Origin of the sequence: Pedobacter sp. Bi126, from assembly GCF_918698245.1 — a bacterium.
Lineage (GTDB): Bacteria > Bacteroidota > Bacteroidia > Sphingobacteriales > Sphingobacteriaceae > Pedobacter.
The window spans coordinates 1163167-1178549 of sequence record NZ_CAKKMS010000002.1; the positions used below are offsets into that span (position 1 = coordinate 1163167).

The window sequence follows — 15383 nt, forward strand, 5'->3', positions numbered from 1 at the left end:
TATAAATATTGATTTGACCGATCTTACAGGTGGAAAAAAGGAACGCCTATCACACTATTTAAAACACAATTCATGCTGGAATCTACTTCAGAATAGTAATTTTGGCAACAGTTAATTTGACCATGCGTAAATATTTTTTAATTCTATACCTTATTTTTTGCTGCTTTAGCTCGAAAGGACAGCAAACAGTTCTTTTCATCGGATCCTATAACCTGGACAAAACGCTTCCGGGAATCTACGTTTACAGCTTTGAAAACACTACTGGTAAACTGTCGAAAATGACCGACTATTCAGGTGTACTTAATCCCTCCTTTCTAACGCTGTCCAACGATGGGAAATACCTTTTTGCATGCACAGATTCCAGGGCAGGAGAAAAAGGAAGCGTCAGCAGTTTTAAATTCAACAGACAGCTCACACTAATCAGCCAGCAACCCACGGGAGCCGCAAATCCAGTTCATGTAGCGCTTGATAAAACAGAGCGCTGGTTGCTCAGCGGCAGCTATACCGGAGGTGGTGTAGCTGCGTTTCCTATAAGAAAGAATGGCGAGATCGACAAATCGGCTCAAATCTTCCTCTTCCAGGATAGTAGCGTAAAGCCACAGCAAAAATCCGCGCATATTCACTCGGTCAACTTTTCTCCTGATGGGCAAGTTATTTACCTGCCCGATTTAGGTGCGGACAAAATCCGGGATTTCCATTTTGATGAGTCGAAAAAAATGCCGTTAAGCCAGGAGTCATTTACACGAACCGTTCCCGGAAGTGGTCCTCGACACATGGCCTTTCATCCAGGAGGAAAATTTGCTTATTGTTTGTCGGAACTTTCAGGTGCAGTCACAGTTTATTCCTTAAATGGTAGCCGACTGGACTCCATTCAAGAGATCGACTTACATAGAAAATTGCATCAATTTTACAGTAGTGCAGATATCCATCTCTCTCCAGATGGTCTGTTTTTATATGCATCCAATAGAGGCGAAGAAAATAACATCGCGATATTTCGGGTAAATAATAAATCCGGAAAGCTAACACCAGTTGGCTACCAACCAACGGAAGGGGATCATCCAAGGAATTTCGCAATTGATCCCTCCGGAAAGTTTCTGCTGGTTGCTAATGAATATTCTGGGAATATTACTGTATTCCGGCGTGATACCAGAACTGGATTGTTGACAAAAACCTCAAACGAGATTTTGATAAAGGGCCCATCGTGCTTAATCATGAAATCTTATTATTAAGGCCTATTTTCGGCATTAATAAAAAAACAAACTCTTCCCCTGCTAAGCTCCTCGTATCCCTCCACCAAACCCCCTCTACCATCTAAACTACCCAACCGTCGTCAAGCTCCCCAACCTCCCTAAAGCTTATCTTACAGCCTTGCCCCGCCCTATCAAAACACAGCATCGGATTTTCGTGATCCATCCACGGCCCGAGCAGGTGATATTTTAAAAAAACTACATTGATCAAATCACCTTTGATGTTTAATTTGTTAAAAAGCAACCGGAAAACTACCAATATTGAATACAGCAAATGTGAAATCAGTCCCGTCAAAATTTAATCGAATGATCATGATTATTGGGAGAAGACTTAAGTGCATGTTTCGGAAAGACCAATCAGCTAGCAAGATACTCGATACGCAATGTCATTAAGTTAGGCAGAATTGTGTGAGTCTGAGCCAGCCCGTACTAAGCTAATCGAAGTAAAGGCCTTTTAATTGTCGAAAACAGAAAACGTTTGTCCATCAATACGCACAGGATGACAATGTCTTTTTTGTTTCCTCTAAACTTAATTACATTGGGCTGTATCCGCCCATGACTCCGAGATGCGCTTACGTCCATATATATACATAATTTTTCGAACCATTTTAGTGCCAACTTTGTTATCATCTAAACATAAAAAAAGAATATCATGAAAGACCCTAAAGAAAAAAATGAGCACGAACAAGAAGGGCGTGAGGATGCGGCCCGGGAGCAATCATCCGGTAACGAAAACAGCGCGAGCGAAAACACCAATTGGAACGAACACCAACAAGTTGACGAGGAAGGCAATGAAGTTGGTCCAGATGATATCAAATAAAAAATAAAAAGATATGAAAAAGATTCTAATGGTATTGACCTCCCACAGTTCGATGGAAAATACAGAAAGCAAAACCGGCGTGTGGCTGGGTGAATTCACTGATCCCTATTACGAATTCATTGACGCAGGTTATACAGTTACTTTGGCAAGCCCCAAAGGCGGCAGGCCGCCGGTTGACCCGATGAGCGAACTGACCGAACACCTTACCGGCTCCAACCGCAGATTTCAGGATGATGAGCAGGCAAAGGCTGACTTTAGCCAGACCACTGTTCTGGATCAGATCACGCATACTGACTTCGATGCCGTATTTTATCCCGGTGGACATGGACCGATATGGGATTTGGCGGTAGATAATAACAGCGGCCTTCTGATACTGGATTTCCTCGATGCAGGAAAACCTGTTGCAGCAGTTTGCCATGGTCCTGCAGCACTCATCAGCGCGGAAAGACAAAGACCGGGCCTACTTAAAGGAAAGGTTCTCTCCGCTTTCAGCAATGCAGAAGAAACGTTGGTAGGCCGTAGCGGAAATGTTCCCTATGAGCTTCAAACACGTTTGAAAGAACTTGGAGCTGAAGTTAAAACAGCCTTACTGCCCTTCCTTTCCCATGTAGAAACAGACGGATTGTTTATCACAGGGCAAAATCCACTTTCTGCGGGGCCCACTGCGAAAGCCCTCATTGAATTCTTAGCATCTGAGCCATTGCAGAACAACGGTCACAACGATGAGGGACAGCAATGGCAGGAAAGTGCGGAAAAATACCTGGATGAAAAACCCGGTGATCTCAAACCTTAATCGCAAATCATATGACACAGGAGAACAAACAGATCAACCCAGGCGAAGATGAAAACCGCAAGAACATGGGTTTACCTGAAAAAGACGAAACAGCCACCGGTATAAACCAAAACACATCGCTACCTTCGGATGGTCCGGTTGGTCAAAATGAAGGTTCTGAGGCTACAGACCTTACGGCTACCCTCGAAAATGACGATCCTAAAGACATCCGCGAAGATGCGGAGACGGGAAGTTAACAGGTGAAGCAAAACATATCAGCGCTCATGATGTATTCAATAGATTGGTAAAGGTATTGGCCGCTGCCGGCAATCGCCGTATTTGCAAGTCAGTTATGGTAGGATTTATATACCAATTATCAATCTTCTTTAGTTACTTTAACATCAGTAAAGTGGCCCAATGTGCCCGGGCCTATCCATAACCCAATATTTCCCCGAAGATCTTTACCTTGTTTTAAGTCATTTACAATCAAAGTAGGCTGAGCAGCACCGTTAACATACAGCCTGGCAGTTTCATCCTTTACTACAATTTTTATTTTGATCCACTCCGCAGGCAAAATATCTACATACGCTTCATACTGCCCTGGTGTTTCCTTTCTTAATTTTTCCCAGGGATATCCCGGAATAGAAATATACTGGCTAGCGTGGTTTCTGCGCAATTGATCATTTGTCCGACCATTGGTAGGACGTAAATAAAAAACCTCCATTTTAGAAGCGTCTAAAGCCGCCCTGAACGCAATACCTACAAAGCCACGGGCTGTTTCTCCGGCGCTTGCAAGCGTTTGCCCACTAATTGTAGCTTCAATTACGCCGTTATTAAATTCAATATCCTTCAAAATTGCAAGTGTATTGTCTCCATTGGCCTCCCCTTTTATTTGCAGGGCTAGGGCATTTTTACCTTTATAGATAGATTTTTCGACAGTTACCTGAAACGGAACTACATCAGATGGCTTTATTGATCTGTGCTGTGCTTTAGATTTCAAACTAAACACTACGCTTAACACCAAAATAAATAACAGCTTTTTAGTCATATGGAAAATAGTCTCAGTATTCTGATCCATCTAAAATAAGAAAAAATAATGTGCCCAAACCAATAAAAGCTGATATATCCGCTGCGATGACCAACTAAAGAAATGGCTGTAGCTGAAGGAACCTGACTGATACGGTTATATTTTTTTGAATACACTACCATAATTTTGGTTTTTTGTTTAAATCCATGTTCAAACCTAGCGGCTTAGCAGCATTGGTGTCCTATTTTGAGCTCAAATGAGCTAAATTGAGCTAATTAAGACCGTTTTTGAGTAAAATGAGCCGTTACAGTTGTAGGCGGCTTTGCAAGGGATCCAGGCAGTTATGGCGGCCAAATATCATTAAGTTAAACTCACCGGCGCGAAAAACAATTTAACCACAGATAGAAAGGATGCACACAGATATAAAAATCTGTGTTTATCTGTGTGCATCTGTGGTTAAAAAAACTTTAACATGATGACATTGGGTGGCTGCCTGCTTAAGGGCAGCATAACAGTAGGCGGTGGCGCCATTCTGCGAAAACAGGCGCTGGCTTTACCTTTTAGGTAGAGAAAAGGTAACCCTGGGGTAAGGTTGGGGTTAACCTAGTAGCAACAAAGGGTAAAGAACAGGTAAAGCAGGGGTAATCAAAAACGGCCCTTTCCGGTGGCTCTCCGGTTACTGGGGCTGTTAAAACAATATGCTGAAGCGGCTAAAATCGGTTAGAAAATATGATATGTATGGGATTATCCTAAATGAATCATCCCTCCTGTGGAACTTTGTACTGATCTAACAACGCAATTTGATACTTGTGTTTTTCATATTTTAGGCCATTTCAGTAAGTAGACATGCCCACTAGCAATCCATATAAAAGCCACTCATTAATCAAAAGCGTAATAAAAAAATTTTATCTTTAATAATCAGATAAATTAAGATGCAATCAAGAAACTTTCACCTAACAAAGGCGGGAACTATTTTTTGGATTATGTTCCTCAATATCCTTTTTATTTTCCAAAACCTGCACGCACAAAATATCGAGGTATTGGACTCGGTTATCATTAAAAATAACTTCTGGAATTCCAAACCGACGAGGATTGCTGCGGTACCAGCACTTTTGCTTGCAGGAAGTGCGGCCACATGGGGAATCAGGAAAGATGTACGTAGTTTCAGGAACCGATACCTTCCTACCTTCCGGTACCACTATGATGATTACCTGCAATACGCACCGGTAGCCACTGTTTTCGGACTAAATGCGGTTGGAGTAAAAGGAAAAAATAAGATGGGCAGAGCTCTGGTGTCCTACGCTTTTTCCGCAGTGATCATGGCCTCTGTTGTAAACACAGTTAAATATACCGCTAAGGTTGAGCGTCCTGATGGAAGCTCAAGAAATTCTTTTCCTTCCGGTCATACAGCCAATTCTTTTATGAACGCCACATTTTTGCATAAAGAATATGGACAATACCGCTCCCCGCTCTATAGCGTAGGCGCGTACACAGCTGCTACTGCAACAGCGGTAGGCAGAGAGCTGAACAACCGCCACTGGATTTCTGATGTTCTTGCGGGTGCAGGAATTGGTATTCTTTCGACCGAACTTGGTTATATTGTGGCAGATAAGATTTTTAAAGATAAGGGAGAACATATAAAATTAACCAACAATCCGGTACCTGTACATCTTAAACCCAGTTTTATGGAATTGAAATTAGGCTATGCCCGGGCCATCAGTAAAGACCTGACAGCAAAATCTGAAGATCTTTTTGCCAGAGGAGGGTTTAACTTCGGTTTAGAAGGGGCATGGTTTTTTAGCCGCAATTTCGGGATTGGTGGGGAGTTTGCTTTTACAAGTTTTCCTATAAACGATAACAACCTAAAATTTAATGATGTAGACATACCTACGGTTAGCGACGGCCATTTTACCCAGCCTATGGGAATCCGTTACATCCATGCCGGACCTTATTTTAGCATCCCACTTGCCCGGAACTGGTTTATAACAGGAAAATTTGGTGCTGGTACTGCTGTTGGTGCCAAGGGAGAAATTATCCTGAATTTAAAGGAAGATTTCCAGGAGGTTTTTGGATCAAAAGAATTGCCTTATTACCGCTACAAACCTGAAAGTTCATTCAGCTGGTCGGCAGGTGCAGGAATCCAGAAGCAGATCAAAAGAAATGTGGGCATTAAAGCCTATGTTAACTATTTTAATTCAGACAACGACTTTAAACTTGATATTATAGACCAGATCAATACAGATGGCAGCTATGCTTTTAAAGATTACGGATCGGAAAAAGTTAAATTTGACAACCTGATATTGGGTATCGGGCTTACCGCCTACCTCTGGTAAAGTATAAGTAACCTCATTAATCTATCTCCATGGAAACCTTTACCCACATTAAAACTGTTCTAGGCATTATCTTAGGGCTGAGTATAACACACTCATTAAAGGGCGTAGTAAAAATTATTGAGCACCCTGACCGGTTCAAAGTATACACCGTTCATCTCCTGTGGGCTTTTTACATGTTTTTGAGTACAGTATATTTCTGGTGGTTTGAAGTTCATTTAACTGAGATAAAACATTGGGATTTTTTGATTTATCTCTTTTTAGTGATCTATGTAATCACTTATTATACCCTGGCGGCTTTACTTTTTCCCGAAGACATGAAAGACTATAAAGATTTCAGGTCCTATTTCTTATCCCGGAAGAAATGGTTTTTCTATATCCTGGCAATACTATTTTTGTTTGATGCTTTCGATACTTATCTTAAAGGTCCGGGTTACCACATGGAGATGTTAAAGGTGTACCCCATCAGGGAAATTATCCACATTACCGCCTGTCTGATTGCGGCAAGAACAGACAATAAATGGGTGCAAATGATTACTGTATCCGCATTTATTGTTTTTCAGATCTACTGGATCTTAAATTATTACATGAACGGTTAACCTGGATTTTCATCCTGTTTAAGGGGGTACAAACTGCAATAAGAAGTCTCAACATAATTGCACCTTAGTCGCAAAGGATGGGAAATGTCTTCATAAATGTTTTTTACAACTTAAAGTATCAATTAATCTCCTACTTTTATATTTTAAATATTTTCGCTCCACGTTAAAAAACAATGATAAAATATATCACTTTTAGCTTTGCCATTTCTGTTATATCATGGATAGTTGGCATGGTTGTGAATGCAGGGTTAATCAAGACACCATTTTATAAACAATACCTCACCAAGCTTAATTTCATTACTGATGAAAACCTGAATAGGTATATCGGGATAGGAATATTCAAATGGATTATTATTCATTCACTGTTTAAATATTTCAATCCCAAACTGTCCCTTAAAAAAAAGATAATAATATCAGAATTACCCGACCTGCGCAATGAAATGACAATTGCCGAAATCAGCCACCTCATCGGATTTGTTTTTGTGATGGGTTTTGTTTTGGTAAAAGTAGGTCAAGGCTACTATTTATTTGCCCTGGTCATGCTAATCGTGAATATACTGATGAACCTTTACCCCACATTGTTACAACAGCAGAACAAAAGAAGAATCGATAAGTACCGTAAAATACTGACGGTAAGAGGCCAACTAAATAATTGATAACTTTAACTTATTTCTTACAAATGAAACTTATCTGTTCCTTGATAATTGCCGTATATATTGGTGGATTTTTAAATCCGCTACAAGCTCAGACTACTTCTTTAAAATTAGCAGACGGTTATTATTTAACCGCAAATGATGGGATTAAAGTCTATGATAAATATCAAAAAGTCTTTTTTTATCTCGACAAAACATCTCTAATCCCCATCAGGCATGTAAAGTCTACCGAAGTAAACAGGGTTGACAACTTAGCAAAGGTGAGATATGAATTGTCTTCATCATTGGATGCTTTTGGAACCTCGGCGTTGGCTAACTTTTCTCCTAATTTCGATAGGACAACCAACATTGCATTGGTGATCAATGGCGAGCCATTATTTGTAGCTGGTTTATTAAACAAAATAACTTCAGGCAGGATGTCATTTTCATCAGGAAAGTTAACCAAAACAGAGGTTGAAAAAATGAAATCTGAGATTGACAAGGCTATAGCAAAGAAGTAGAATAAATAGCTAAAAACATTTATAAGACATACGCTTTCAGAATATCATAAGCAAAGCGTAGAATTGTTCCGAAAACAACGATCAGAAAAAATACACGGACAAATTTATTTCCTTTAAGCAAGGCGAGTTTTGTACCGAAAAAAGCACCGGTTAAGTTAAACAGTGCCATTGGTATGGCGTATTGGAACAGGATATGCCCCGTGGAGCTGAAATAAATTATTGCTGCCAGATTAGTGGCCATGTTCACGATTTTGGCATGGGCACTGGCTCCAATAAAATCGAAACCCAGTACAGCAATAAAAACCAAAATCAGAAAAGAGCCTGTTCCTGGACCGATCAAACCATCATAAAAACCAATTAATACCCCAAACAAAGCAGCCATTAAAACCTGTTGCTTAAGTGAATGGTCTTTCTCCTGGTGGATACCAAATTGTTTATTAAAGTAGGTGTAAAGTGCAACTAAAATAAGCACAACGAGGATTACAGGCTTGATGACAGAATTATCTATCCTGCTTACCAAAAACGCGCCCAGCAATGCCGCTAAAAACGCAGTAAGCACACAGGCAGCAAGCACTTTGTAATTAAAACGAACCTGTTTCGAATATTTGAAAGCAGCCAGCGTTGTACCCGCCATTGATGGGATTTTGGTAGTACCTAAAAGCGTGGCTACAGGATAATGGGGCAAAATAAGTAAAATGGCGGGAGTTTGTAATAAACCGCCGCCACCTACAATAGCATCTATAAAACCAGCAGCAAAAGCCACCAGGCAAAGTAAAATCAGTTCGTTAACCACTAATTAAATTTTTAAATCAATTCTTCCGAATTCATTACCGCTGGCCTCAGCCAACAGCATCTACATCCGCTCTGGCGAAGTAATGCCTAAAATCAACATTCCGGAATGAATGATATCGGCCGTTTTTTTACTCAGATTTAAACGGAACTGCTTAACTTCACCTTCTTCTGTTTTTACAATTGGCGGTACCTCGTGGTAAAACTTGTTGAACAGCTTAGCCAGTTCGTATAAATAGTTGGCCAAACTTGCCGGGCTGTAGGCCTTAGCGGCAATAGCAATCTCTGCAGGATATTTTGCCAATTGCAGAATCATTTCCAATTCTACATCCGATATTCCTGAAAATTGCTCACTGCCAACTGCAAACTGATAATCAGACTTGCTCAACAGCGATTTAATCCGCGCGTGTGTGTATTGGATAAATGGACCCGTATTCCCTTGAAAATCAATACTTTCAGCAGGATTAAACAACAAACGTTTCTTAGGTTCTACTTTTAGAAGGAAATATTTTAAAGCGCCTAAACCTATATTTTTATACAGTTCTTCTTTATCTGCTTCACTAAAATCGTTGGTTTTACCCAATTCTTCTGTTTTTTCGCGAGCGGTAGTTACCATGCTCTCAATCAACTCGTCGGCATCTACAACAGTTCCCTCGCGGCTTTTCATCTTACCGTTTGGCAGATCGACCATTCCATACGATAAATGGTATAAACCTTTTGCCCAGCTTTTGCCCAGCTTTTCTAAAATCAAGAATAACACTTTGAAATGGTAATCCTGCTCATTTCCTACCACATAAATCGACTCATCCATATTGAAATCATCGTGTTTCATTTCGGCAGTACCTAAATCCTGTGTAATGTAAACCGAAGTTCCATCAGCACGTAAAACCAATTTCTGGTCTAAACCATCGGCAGTTAAATCGATCCATACCGAACCATCTTCCTTTTTAAAGAAAACACCTTTGGCCAAACCTTCATCAACCGTACCTTTTCCTAACAGGTAAGTATTGCTTTCGTAATAGAATTTATCAAAATCTACGCCGAGGTTTTTATACGTTACGTTAAAACCAGCGTAAACCCACTCGTTCATGGTTTTCCAAAGCGAAACTACCTCCTCATCCCCTTGCTCCCATTTCAAAAGCATTTGTTGCGCTTCTTTAATTAATGGTGCATTTTTCTTGGCTTCTTCTTCTGTTTGTCCCTCAGCTTTTAAAGCATCAATTTCTTTTTTATACTCTTTATCAAAAATTACGTAGTATTTTCCAACCAAATGATCGCCCTTTAAGCCAGTACTTTCGGGTGTTTCGCCATTACCCCACTTTTGCCAGGCCAGCATCGATTTACAGATATGGATCCCACGGTCGTTAACCAGGTTTACTTTCACCACATCGTAACCGTAAGCTTTAAGCAGCTCAGAAACCGAGTAACCCAACAGGTTATTACGCACGTGCCCCAGGTGAAGCGGTTTATTGGTATTTGGCGACGAATATTCTACCATTACCTTTTTACCGTTCGATGCATACACGCCAAAATCAGGCGATAAAATTTCTTCGTTAAATTGTTTTAAGAAATAACTTTCGGCAATGCTTAAGTTCAAAAAGCCTTTAACCACATTAAATTTAGTAATATCGGTTACGTTGGCAACCAAATATTCCCCAATCTCAGCGGCAGTTTGTTCAGGCGATTTCTTCGAGATTTTGGTAATCGGAAAAACAACAATTGTTGCCTGTCCTTCAAATTCTTTACGTGTTTCTTGTATGTTGATTACACTTTCGGCTACTTCTTCCTTATAAAGTTCAAAAATGGCTTTCTGTGTTTCGGCAATAATAAAATTCATGTGCCAAAAATATGTAAAAAAGGTGGAAGGTGAAAGGTTTAAGGCGGAAGGTTTTCGAGCTTTTAAAGGGTTTGGAAAGCTAAGTAGTGCCAGTCGGTTCCGATAGTCCTTCTTTCCGCTATAGTCCCGATTGAAGGAATCGGGAGCTGTCGCTTCAATAAGGTTTAAGGGAGTTGGTTCTGTGCAATAAATAAACCTATCTCCGTATTGGTCTATCTCAAATCTATCATCTCAATTCTCATATCTGAATTTTTCTAATAGATTTGCAATAACTAACTTTTTTATGAGCGAGCAGAACCCCAATTTTAAAGTGAGCGTAAACACCGAAATCGGCAGATTGCGTAAATTATTAATACATAGTCCTGATAGTGGATTAGGCAAAGTAGTACCCTCTAAGGCACAAGATTGGCTTTTCGAAGATATTGTACATTTAGATACCATCCGTAAAGGCGAATACGATTATTATATTAAATTGTTGATGTATTTTCTTGATCCTGACAAGATTAAAGGAAAACTGGCAGAAATAGATTCGGAAGCATCCAACCGTAATTTTTACAAACCCAACCACCCCGATTTTCACAATTCTCAATCGGTAATTGAGATTCAGAACCTGTTAAGCGAAATGCTGGAGAACGAATCCATCCGTAAAAAACTGGTTGCTGCTGTTTGTGCGATTGAAGGTTGCACTTATAAAGTTCAATTAGAATTAACGGATACCGATCCAAAACAATTGGCAGAGATTTTTATCTCCGGAACATTGGCCAACGATATGATGATTTTTGCGCCCATCCCCAATTTAATTTTTACCAGGGATGTGGGTACAACGATTAACAACCATATCCTGTTAAACAAACCGGCAAAAAAAGCCCGTGTGCGCGAAACACTTTTAATGCGTTATATTTTCTTCAACCATCCTTTATTTGAGGGCTACCGCAATAATATCCTCGAAATTCCGGATGTGACCATGCACTTTTTACGCCCAGGCGATGAACCTGCTTTCAGCACCACTTTAGAAGGTGGCGACGTGATGATGGTGAGTCCTAACCACGTATTGATCGGTTGTAGCGAAAGAACTTCTGAACATGGTGCCAACGAAGCGATTAAATTATTGTTCGATCAGGATGTGGTAGAAAAAGTTACGGTGGTAAAAATACCGAGCAAACGTGATTATATGCACCTGGACACGGTTTTTACACAGGTTAAACGCAATACCTGGGTAATTTTGAATTCGATTGCCCATTCGCCGAAATATAATCCTTACGAGCCGATCAACTTTTTAAAAGAACCCGAAAAATTGGAGGCTACCACAGCTATTCAGTTTACAAAAGCCAATCCACAAGAGCCGAAACATTTCGAACATGTAGAAGCTTTATTAAATGACATTAGCCAGAACGATTTAAAAAGTACCGAACCTACCCAAATCATCTACAGCGGAAATAATCAGTTCCCTTACGATTCGCGTGAGCAATGGACTGACTCTTGTAACCTTTTAGCCATTAAAGAAGGCGTTGTTCTAGGGTACGATAGAAACGATAAAACCGTTGAAGCCTTTAAAGCTGCCGGTTTTAATGTGGTAGATGTGAAAGATTTGATCCAGGATTTAGAAAGTGGCAAAGTAAATGCCGAAACCATAACCGATACTTTGATTTTAATGCCTTCGGCAGAATTATCACGTGCACGTGGTGGCTTCCATTGTATGAGTTTGCCGATACTTAGGGATAATTTGGTTCAATAGTTCATTAGCCATTGGTTCATTTGTTGTGGTGCAGATAATAAATAGCAATAACTTTATAATGAACCAGTGAACGAATGAACCAATTAACACAATATCTGGTTTGGAGCTTGGCGTTTAGGGCCAGCTAACCGATTAACCTTGACTATAAACAAATGACTATTGAACTACTGAACTAATGAACCAAACGACCAACCATATCCTCATGATCCGCCCAGTTGATTTTAAATTCAATGAGCAAACGGCCGGAAATAACAAATTTCAAATTGCATCTACTGAAACCAATGTACAAACAGAAGCCTTAAAAGAATTCGATGCCTTTGTTGATTTATTAAGAAAAAATAATGTTGATGTAACGGTTGTAGACGATACTTTACAGCCTGAAACACCTGATTCAATTTTCCCGAATAATTGGGTCTCTTTTCACGAAGATGGTTCAGTATATCTTTATCCAATGTTTTCTGAAAATCGCAGGTTAGAGCGCAGAAAAGAAATTCTGGATGGCTTGAAAGAAAATTTCGAAGTTAACCACATCAGCGATTTAAGCTTTTACGAACAACAACATGCGTTTCTAGAAGGCACTGGAAGCATGGTATTAGACCGTACCAACAAAATTGCTTATGCCTGCTTAAGTGTGCGCACCGATGAAGAAGTGCTGAACAATTTCTGTATGCTTACCGGATATGAAGCAGTGGCCTTTCAAGCGGTAGACGGATCAAATTTCCCGATTTACCATACCAATGTAATGATGTGCATTAGCGATCGTTTTGCTGTTATCTGCCTAGATTCGATTAGAGATCCGGAAGAGAAATTAAATGTAACCATCAGCTTAAAAGGCAGTGGAAAAGAAATTATCGAAATCAGTCTGGAACAGATGAATAAATTTGCAGGTAATATGTTGCAGGTTACCAATGCAGAAAACGAAAGTTTATTGGTGATGTCGGAACAGGCCTTTTTATCATTAACTGCTGAGCAGATTGCAGCATTAGAAGAATATAGCAGAATTATTTATGCTCCACTTTACACGATCGAAAAAAATGGCGGCGGCAGTGCAAGATGCATGCTGGCTGAGATACATTTGCCAGTTAAGCAATAACATATTGCATATCTATTTTAATGGAATCAGATTTAACAGAAAAGAATTGCATTTAGCAACATTTATGAGTAAAATTTCAGAATATTGTTATTCTGCTGGTTGGATGCAGAATTTAGAATATGCCCTATGGAATGCGGTAATAAATGGTGAAAGGAAATATGGACAATCCTACATCACCGAAGATGACATCTCCACATTGGTTAAGCTTTCAACAGATGCAAATGCTTGGATAATATTTGATAACGAAAAAGAGGAAACGGCTTTGAGTTTAAAAGAATGGACAGAAAAGTTTAAAAACGATCTGGAGAAAAACAAAGAAATTATAAAAGATTGATAAAAACTAGTGTTCGGTAAGCCGCCAACCATGTGGTTATCTACCCTCGCCATGGTTCGTGTCTCCACGAACCACTTTTATTTTTGCCACGGAAGTTCGGAGCACACGGAAAACCCATCTGACAGATGCACTCGCTATTCAACCTTAAATAGCACTCCTCTAGCTACATAAACCTGATCGGAATGAACACGAGTGCAACGATTAAAATGAAGAGCAGGACTGCTTGAACCGACAAAAACAGGAACCTGCTTTCCAAATGATCAGGGACATTCCGTTTCTATCAAACCAAAATTTAAAAGATTTCTCCTCCAAAGGACTTCCTTTGAAACACTGCGTTCGAAATGACGATCCGCTTGATTCCGATAGTTTTATTACTTTCCTCGCCATGGTTCGTGTCTCCACGAACCATTTTTATTTTGCCACAGAAGCTCGGAGCACACGGAAAATCTATCGCGTAAGCACACTCGCTATTAACCCCTCAATAGCACCACCACCCCTAGCTACATAAACCTGATCGGAATGAACACGAGTGCAACGATTAAAGTGAAGAGCAGGACTAACCCCAACCTATAAAAACTGGAACCTGCTTTCCAAATGATCAGCAAACTGGCGCGCTCTAATGCCGACGAAATGACAATCTACATTTACTTCTTCCCTTTTACAATCATCTATTCCGATTAGTTTTATTACTTTCGCCAAAAATCCAGTATCAAGATGTCTTTAGCACAAGAATTACAGACCCGTTCGGGCAATAAATGCGAATTATGCACCGCTGAAACCAATTTATCGGTATACGAAGTGCCGCCAACCAGCAATGCCAATAGCGATAACAGTATTTTTGTTTGTAAAACCTGCTTAGATCAGATTGAAAAAACGGAACAGCTTGCACCAAACCATTGGAAAATATTAACAGAAACCATGTGGTCGGAATTTGCCCCGGTACAGGTTGTTGCCTGGAGAATGTTGAGCAGATTAAGAAATGAAGGCTGGGCAGCAGATAGTCTGGATATTTTATACCTTGAAGATGAAACTTTGGACTGGGCTAAAAAAACCGGCGACCACGAGCAAGACGGAACAGTAGAATTTCATCAGGACAGCAACGGCACGCGTTTATTTGAAGGCGATACCGTGGTTTTGGTTAAAACTTTAGATGTTAAAGGCTCAACTTTGAGCGCTAAACTGGGTACTGTAGTTAAAAACATCAGATTGGTGCATGACAATATCGAACAGATTGAAGGTAAGGTTGAAGGACAAACTATTGTAATTTTAACCAAATACCTCCGTAAAGGATAACAAGTTATTTGATGATCGATTAGACTACTCGCTATTAAACCTTAAATAGCAGCACCGTCCTTGCCAACTAAACCTGATCGGAACGAACACGAGTGCAACGAGTAAAATGGAGAGCAGGAATAACTCAAACCTATAATGATAGGAACTTGCTTTCCAAAATATCTATTAAATATTATTCTCCTCGCCGTGGTTCGTGTCTCCACGAACCATTATATTTTTGCCACGGAGGCTCGGAGCACGCGGAAAATCCATCTGACAGATGCATTAGCTATCAATCCCCAAATAACAGCACGGTCCTTGCCAACTTAAACCTGATCGGAACGAACACGAGTGCAACGAGTAAAGTGGAGAGCA

General features: G+C 40.1%; 15 protein-coding genes. 12 read left to right on the top strand and 3 right to left on the bottom strand.

The annotated features are described in order from the left end of the window. The first annotated feature begins 101 nt into the window (after positions 1-101). The 4 genes from LQ201_RS09970 (at position 102) to LQ201_RS09985 (ending at position 3096) form a co-directional block, all read left to right on the top strand. Positions 102-1229, top strand: coding sequence for a lactonase family protein (locus tag LQ201_RS09970; protein WP_230141961.1), 1128 nt, complete (start codon positions 102-104; stop codon positions 1227-1229). Positions 1230-1899: 670 nt separating this feature from the next. Next, the gene (locus LQ201_RS09975; protein ID WP_230141967.1) at positions 1900-2067 is read left to right on the top strand and encodes a hypothetical protein; all 168 of its coding nucleotides are present in this window, start codon (positions 1900-1902) and stop codon (positions 2065-2067) included. A gap of 13 nt (positions 2068-2080) precedes the next feature. Then, positions 2081-2860: a type 1 glutamine amidotransferase domain-containing protein gene (locus LQ201_RS09980; RefSeq protein ID WP_230141970.1), complete on the top strand. Its 780-nt coding sequence runs from the start codon at positions 2081-2083 to the stop codon at positions 2858-2860. An 11-nt stretch (positions 2861-2871) separates the two neighbouring features. After that, the gene (locus tag LQ201_RS09985; protein WP_230141971.1) at positions 2872-3096 is read left to right on the top strand and encodes a hypothetical protein; all 225 of its coding nucleotides are present in this window, start codon (positions 2872-2874) and stop codon (positions 3094-3096) included. A gap of 119 nt (positions 3097-3215) precedes the next feature. Here the strand turns inward: LQ201_RS09985 and LQ201_RS09990 are convergent, their stop codons facing one another. Further along, the gene (locus LQ201_RS09990) at positions 3216-3917 is read right to left on the bottom strand and encodes a hypothetical protein (RefSeq protein WP_230141972.1); all 702 of its coding nucleotides are present in this window, start codon (positions 3915-3917) and stop codon (positions 3216-3218) included. 932 nt (positions 3918-4849) lie between these two features. Here LQ201_RS09990 and LQ201_RS09995 point away from each other — a divergent pair. The 4 genes from LQ201_RS09995 to LQ201_RS10010 all read left to right on the top strand — a co-directional run bounded on the left by LQ201_RS09995 (position 4850) and on the right by LQ201_RS10010 (position 7948). Further along, positions 4850-6199 carry a phosphatase PAP2 family protein gene (locus tag LQ201_RS09995; RefSeq protein ID WP_230146634.1) on the top strand — a complete coding sequence of 450 codons (1350 nt, stop codon included), beginning with the start codon at positions 4850-4852 and terminating at the stop codon, positions 6197-6199. 29 nt (positions 6200-6228) lie between these two features. After that, the gene (locus LQ201_RS10000; protein ID WP_230141974.1) at positions 6229-6795 is read left to right on the top strand and encodes a hypothetical protein; all 567 of its coding nucleotides are present in this window, start codon (positions 6229-6231) and stop codon (positions 6793-6795) included. A gap of 173 nt (positions 6796-6968) precedes the next feature. After that, positions 6969-7451 (top strand): hypothetical protein, encoded by a 483-nt coding sequence (locus LQ201_RS10005; RefSeq protein ID WP_230141975.1) that lies wholly within the window; start codon positions 6969-6971, stop codon positions 7449-7451. A 23-nt stretch (positions 7452-7474) separates the two neighbouring features. Further along, positions 7475-7948, top strand: coding sequence for a hypothetical protein (locus LQ201_RS10010; protein WP_230141976.1), 474 nt, complete (start codon positions 7475-7477; stop codon positions 7946-7948). Positions 7949-7967: 19 nt separating this feature from the next. Here LQ201_RS10010 and LQ201_RS10015 read toward each other — a convergent pair whose 3' ends face one another. Next, positions 7968-8741 carry a TSUP family transporter gene (locus LQ201_RS10015; RefSeq protein ID WP_230141978.1) on the bottom strand — a complete coding sequence of 258 codons (774 nt, stop codon included), beginning with the start codon at positions 8739-8741 and terminating at the stop codon, positions 7968-7970. A gap of 60 nt (positions 8742-8801) precedes the next feature. Continuing rightward, positions 8802-10574 carry an arginine--tRNA ligase gene (gene argS / locus LQ201_RS10020; protein WP_230141981.1) on the bottom strand — a complete coding sequence of 591 codons (1773 nt, stop codon included), beginning with the start codon at positions 10572-10574 and terminating at the stop codon, positions 8802-8804. 283 nt (positions 10575-10857) lie between these two features. Here argS and LQ201_RS10025 point away from each other — a divergent pair, with 283 nt between their 5' ends. The 4 genes from LQ201_RS10025 to LQ201_RS10040 all read left to right on the top strand — a co-directional run bounded on the left by LQ201_RS10025 (position 10858) and on the right by LQ201_RS10040 (position 15029). Then, on the top strand, positions 10858-12309 hold the full coding sequence (locus tag LQ201_RS10025; protein WP_230141982.1) for an arginine deiminase family protein: 1452 nt from the start codon (positions 10858-10860) through the stop codon (positions 12307-12309). A gap of 175 nt (positions 12310-12484) precedes the next feature. After that, positions 12485-13402 carry a citrulline utilization hydrolase CtlX gene (gene ctlX, locus LQ201_RS10030; protein ID WP_230141984.1) on the top strand — a complete coding sequence of 306 codons (918 nt, stop codon included), beginning with the start codon at positions 12485-12487 and terminating at the stop codon, positions 13400-13402. Positions 13403-13466: 64 nt separating this feature from the next. Continuing rightward, positions 13467-13736 (top strand): hypothetical protein, encoded by a 270-nt coding sequence (locus LQ201_RS10035; protein ID WP_230141986.1) that lies wholly within the window; start codon positions 13467-13469, stop codon positions 13734-13736. Between the two features lie 714 nt (positions 13737-14450). Beyond that, on the top strand, positions 14451-15029 hold the full coding sequence (locus tag LQ201_RS10040) for a PhnA domain-containing protein (protein ID WP_230141988.1): 579 nt from the start codon (positions 14451-14453) through the stop codon (positions 15027-15029). Positions 15030-15383 lie beyond the last annotated feature (354 nt).

Coding starts and splice junctions, on each gene's coding strand:
- LQ201_RS09975 (WP_230141967.1), top strand. CDS start 1,900: ATGAAAGACCCTAAAGAAAAAAATGAGCACGAACAAGAAGGGCGTGAG.
- LQ201_RS09980 (WP_230141970.1), top strand. CDS start 2,081: ATGAAAAAGATTCTAATGGTATTGACCTCCCACAGTTCGATGGAAAAT.
- LQ201_RS09985 (WP_230141971.1), top strand. CDS start 2,872: ATGACACAGGAGAACAAACAGATCAACCCAGGCGAAGATGAAAACCGC.
- LQ201_RS09990 (WP_230141972.1), bottom strand. CDS start 3,917: ATGGATCAGAATACTGAGACTATTTTCCATATGACTAAAAAGCTGTTA.
- LQ201_RS09995 (WP_230146634.1), top strand. CDS start 4,850: ATGTTCCTCAATATCCTTTTTATTTTCCAAAACCTGCACGCACAAAAT.
- LQ201_RS10000 (WP_230141974.1), top strand. CDS start 6,229: ATGGAAACCTTTACCCACATTAAAACTGTTCTAGGCATTATCTTAGGG.
- LQ201_RS10005 (WP_230141975.1), top strand. CDS start 6,969: ATGATAAAATATATCACTTTTAGCTTTGCCATTTCTGTTATATCATGG.
- LQ201_RS10010 (WP_230141976.1), top strand. CDS start 7,475: ATGAAACTTATCTGTTCCTTGATAATTGCCGTATATATTGGTGGATTT.
- argS (WP_230141981.1), bottom strand. CDS start 10,574: ATGAATTTTATTATTGCCGAAACACAGAAAGCCATTTTTGAACTTTAT.
- LQ201_RS10025 (WP_230141982.1), top strand. CDS start 10,858: ATGAGCGAGCAGAACCCCAATTTTAAAGTGAGCGTAAACACCGAAATC.
- ctlX (WP_230141984.1), top strand. CDS start 12,485: ATGAACCAAACGACCAACCATATCCTCATGATCCGCCCAGTTGATTTT.
- LQ201_RS10035 (WP_230141986.1), top strand. CDS start 13,467: ATGAGTAAAATTTCAGAATATTGTTATTCTGCTGGTTGGATGCAGAAT.
- LQ201_RS10040 (WP_230141988.1), top strand. CDS start 14,451: ATGTCTTTAGCACAAGAATTACAGACCCGTTCGGGCAATAAATGCGAA.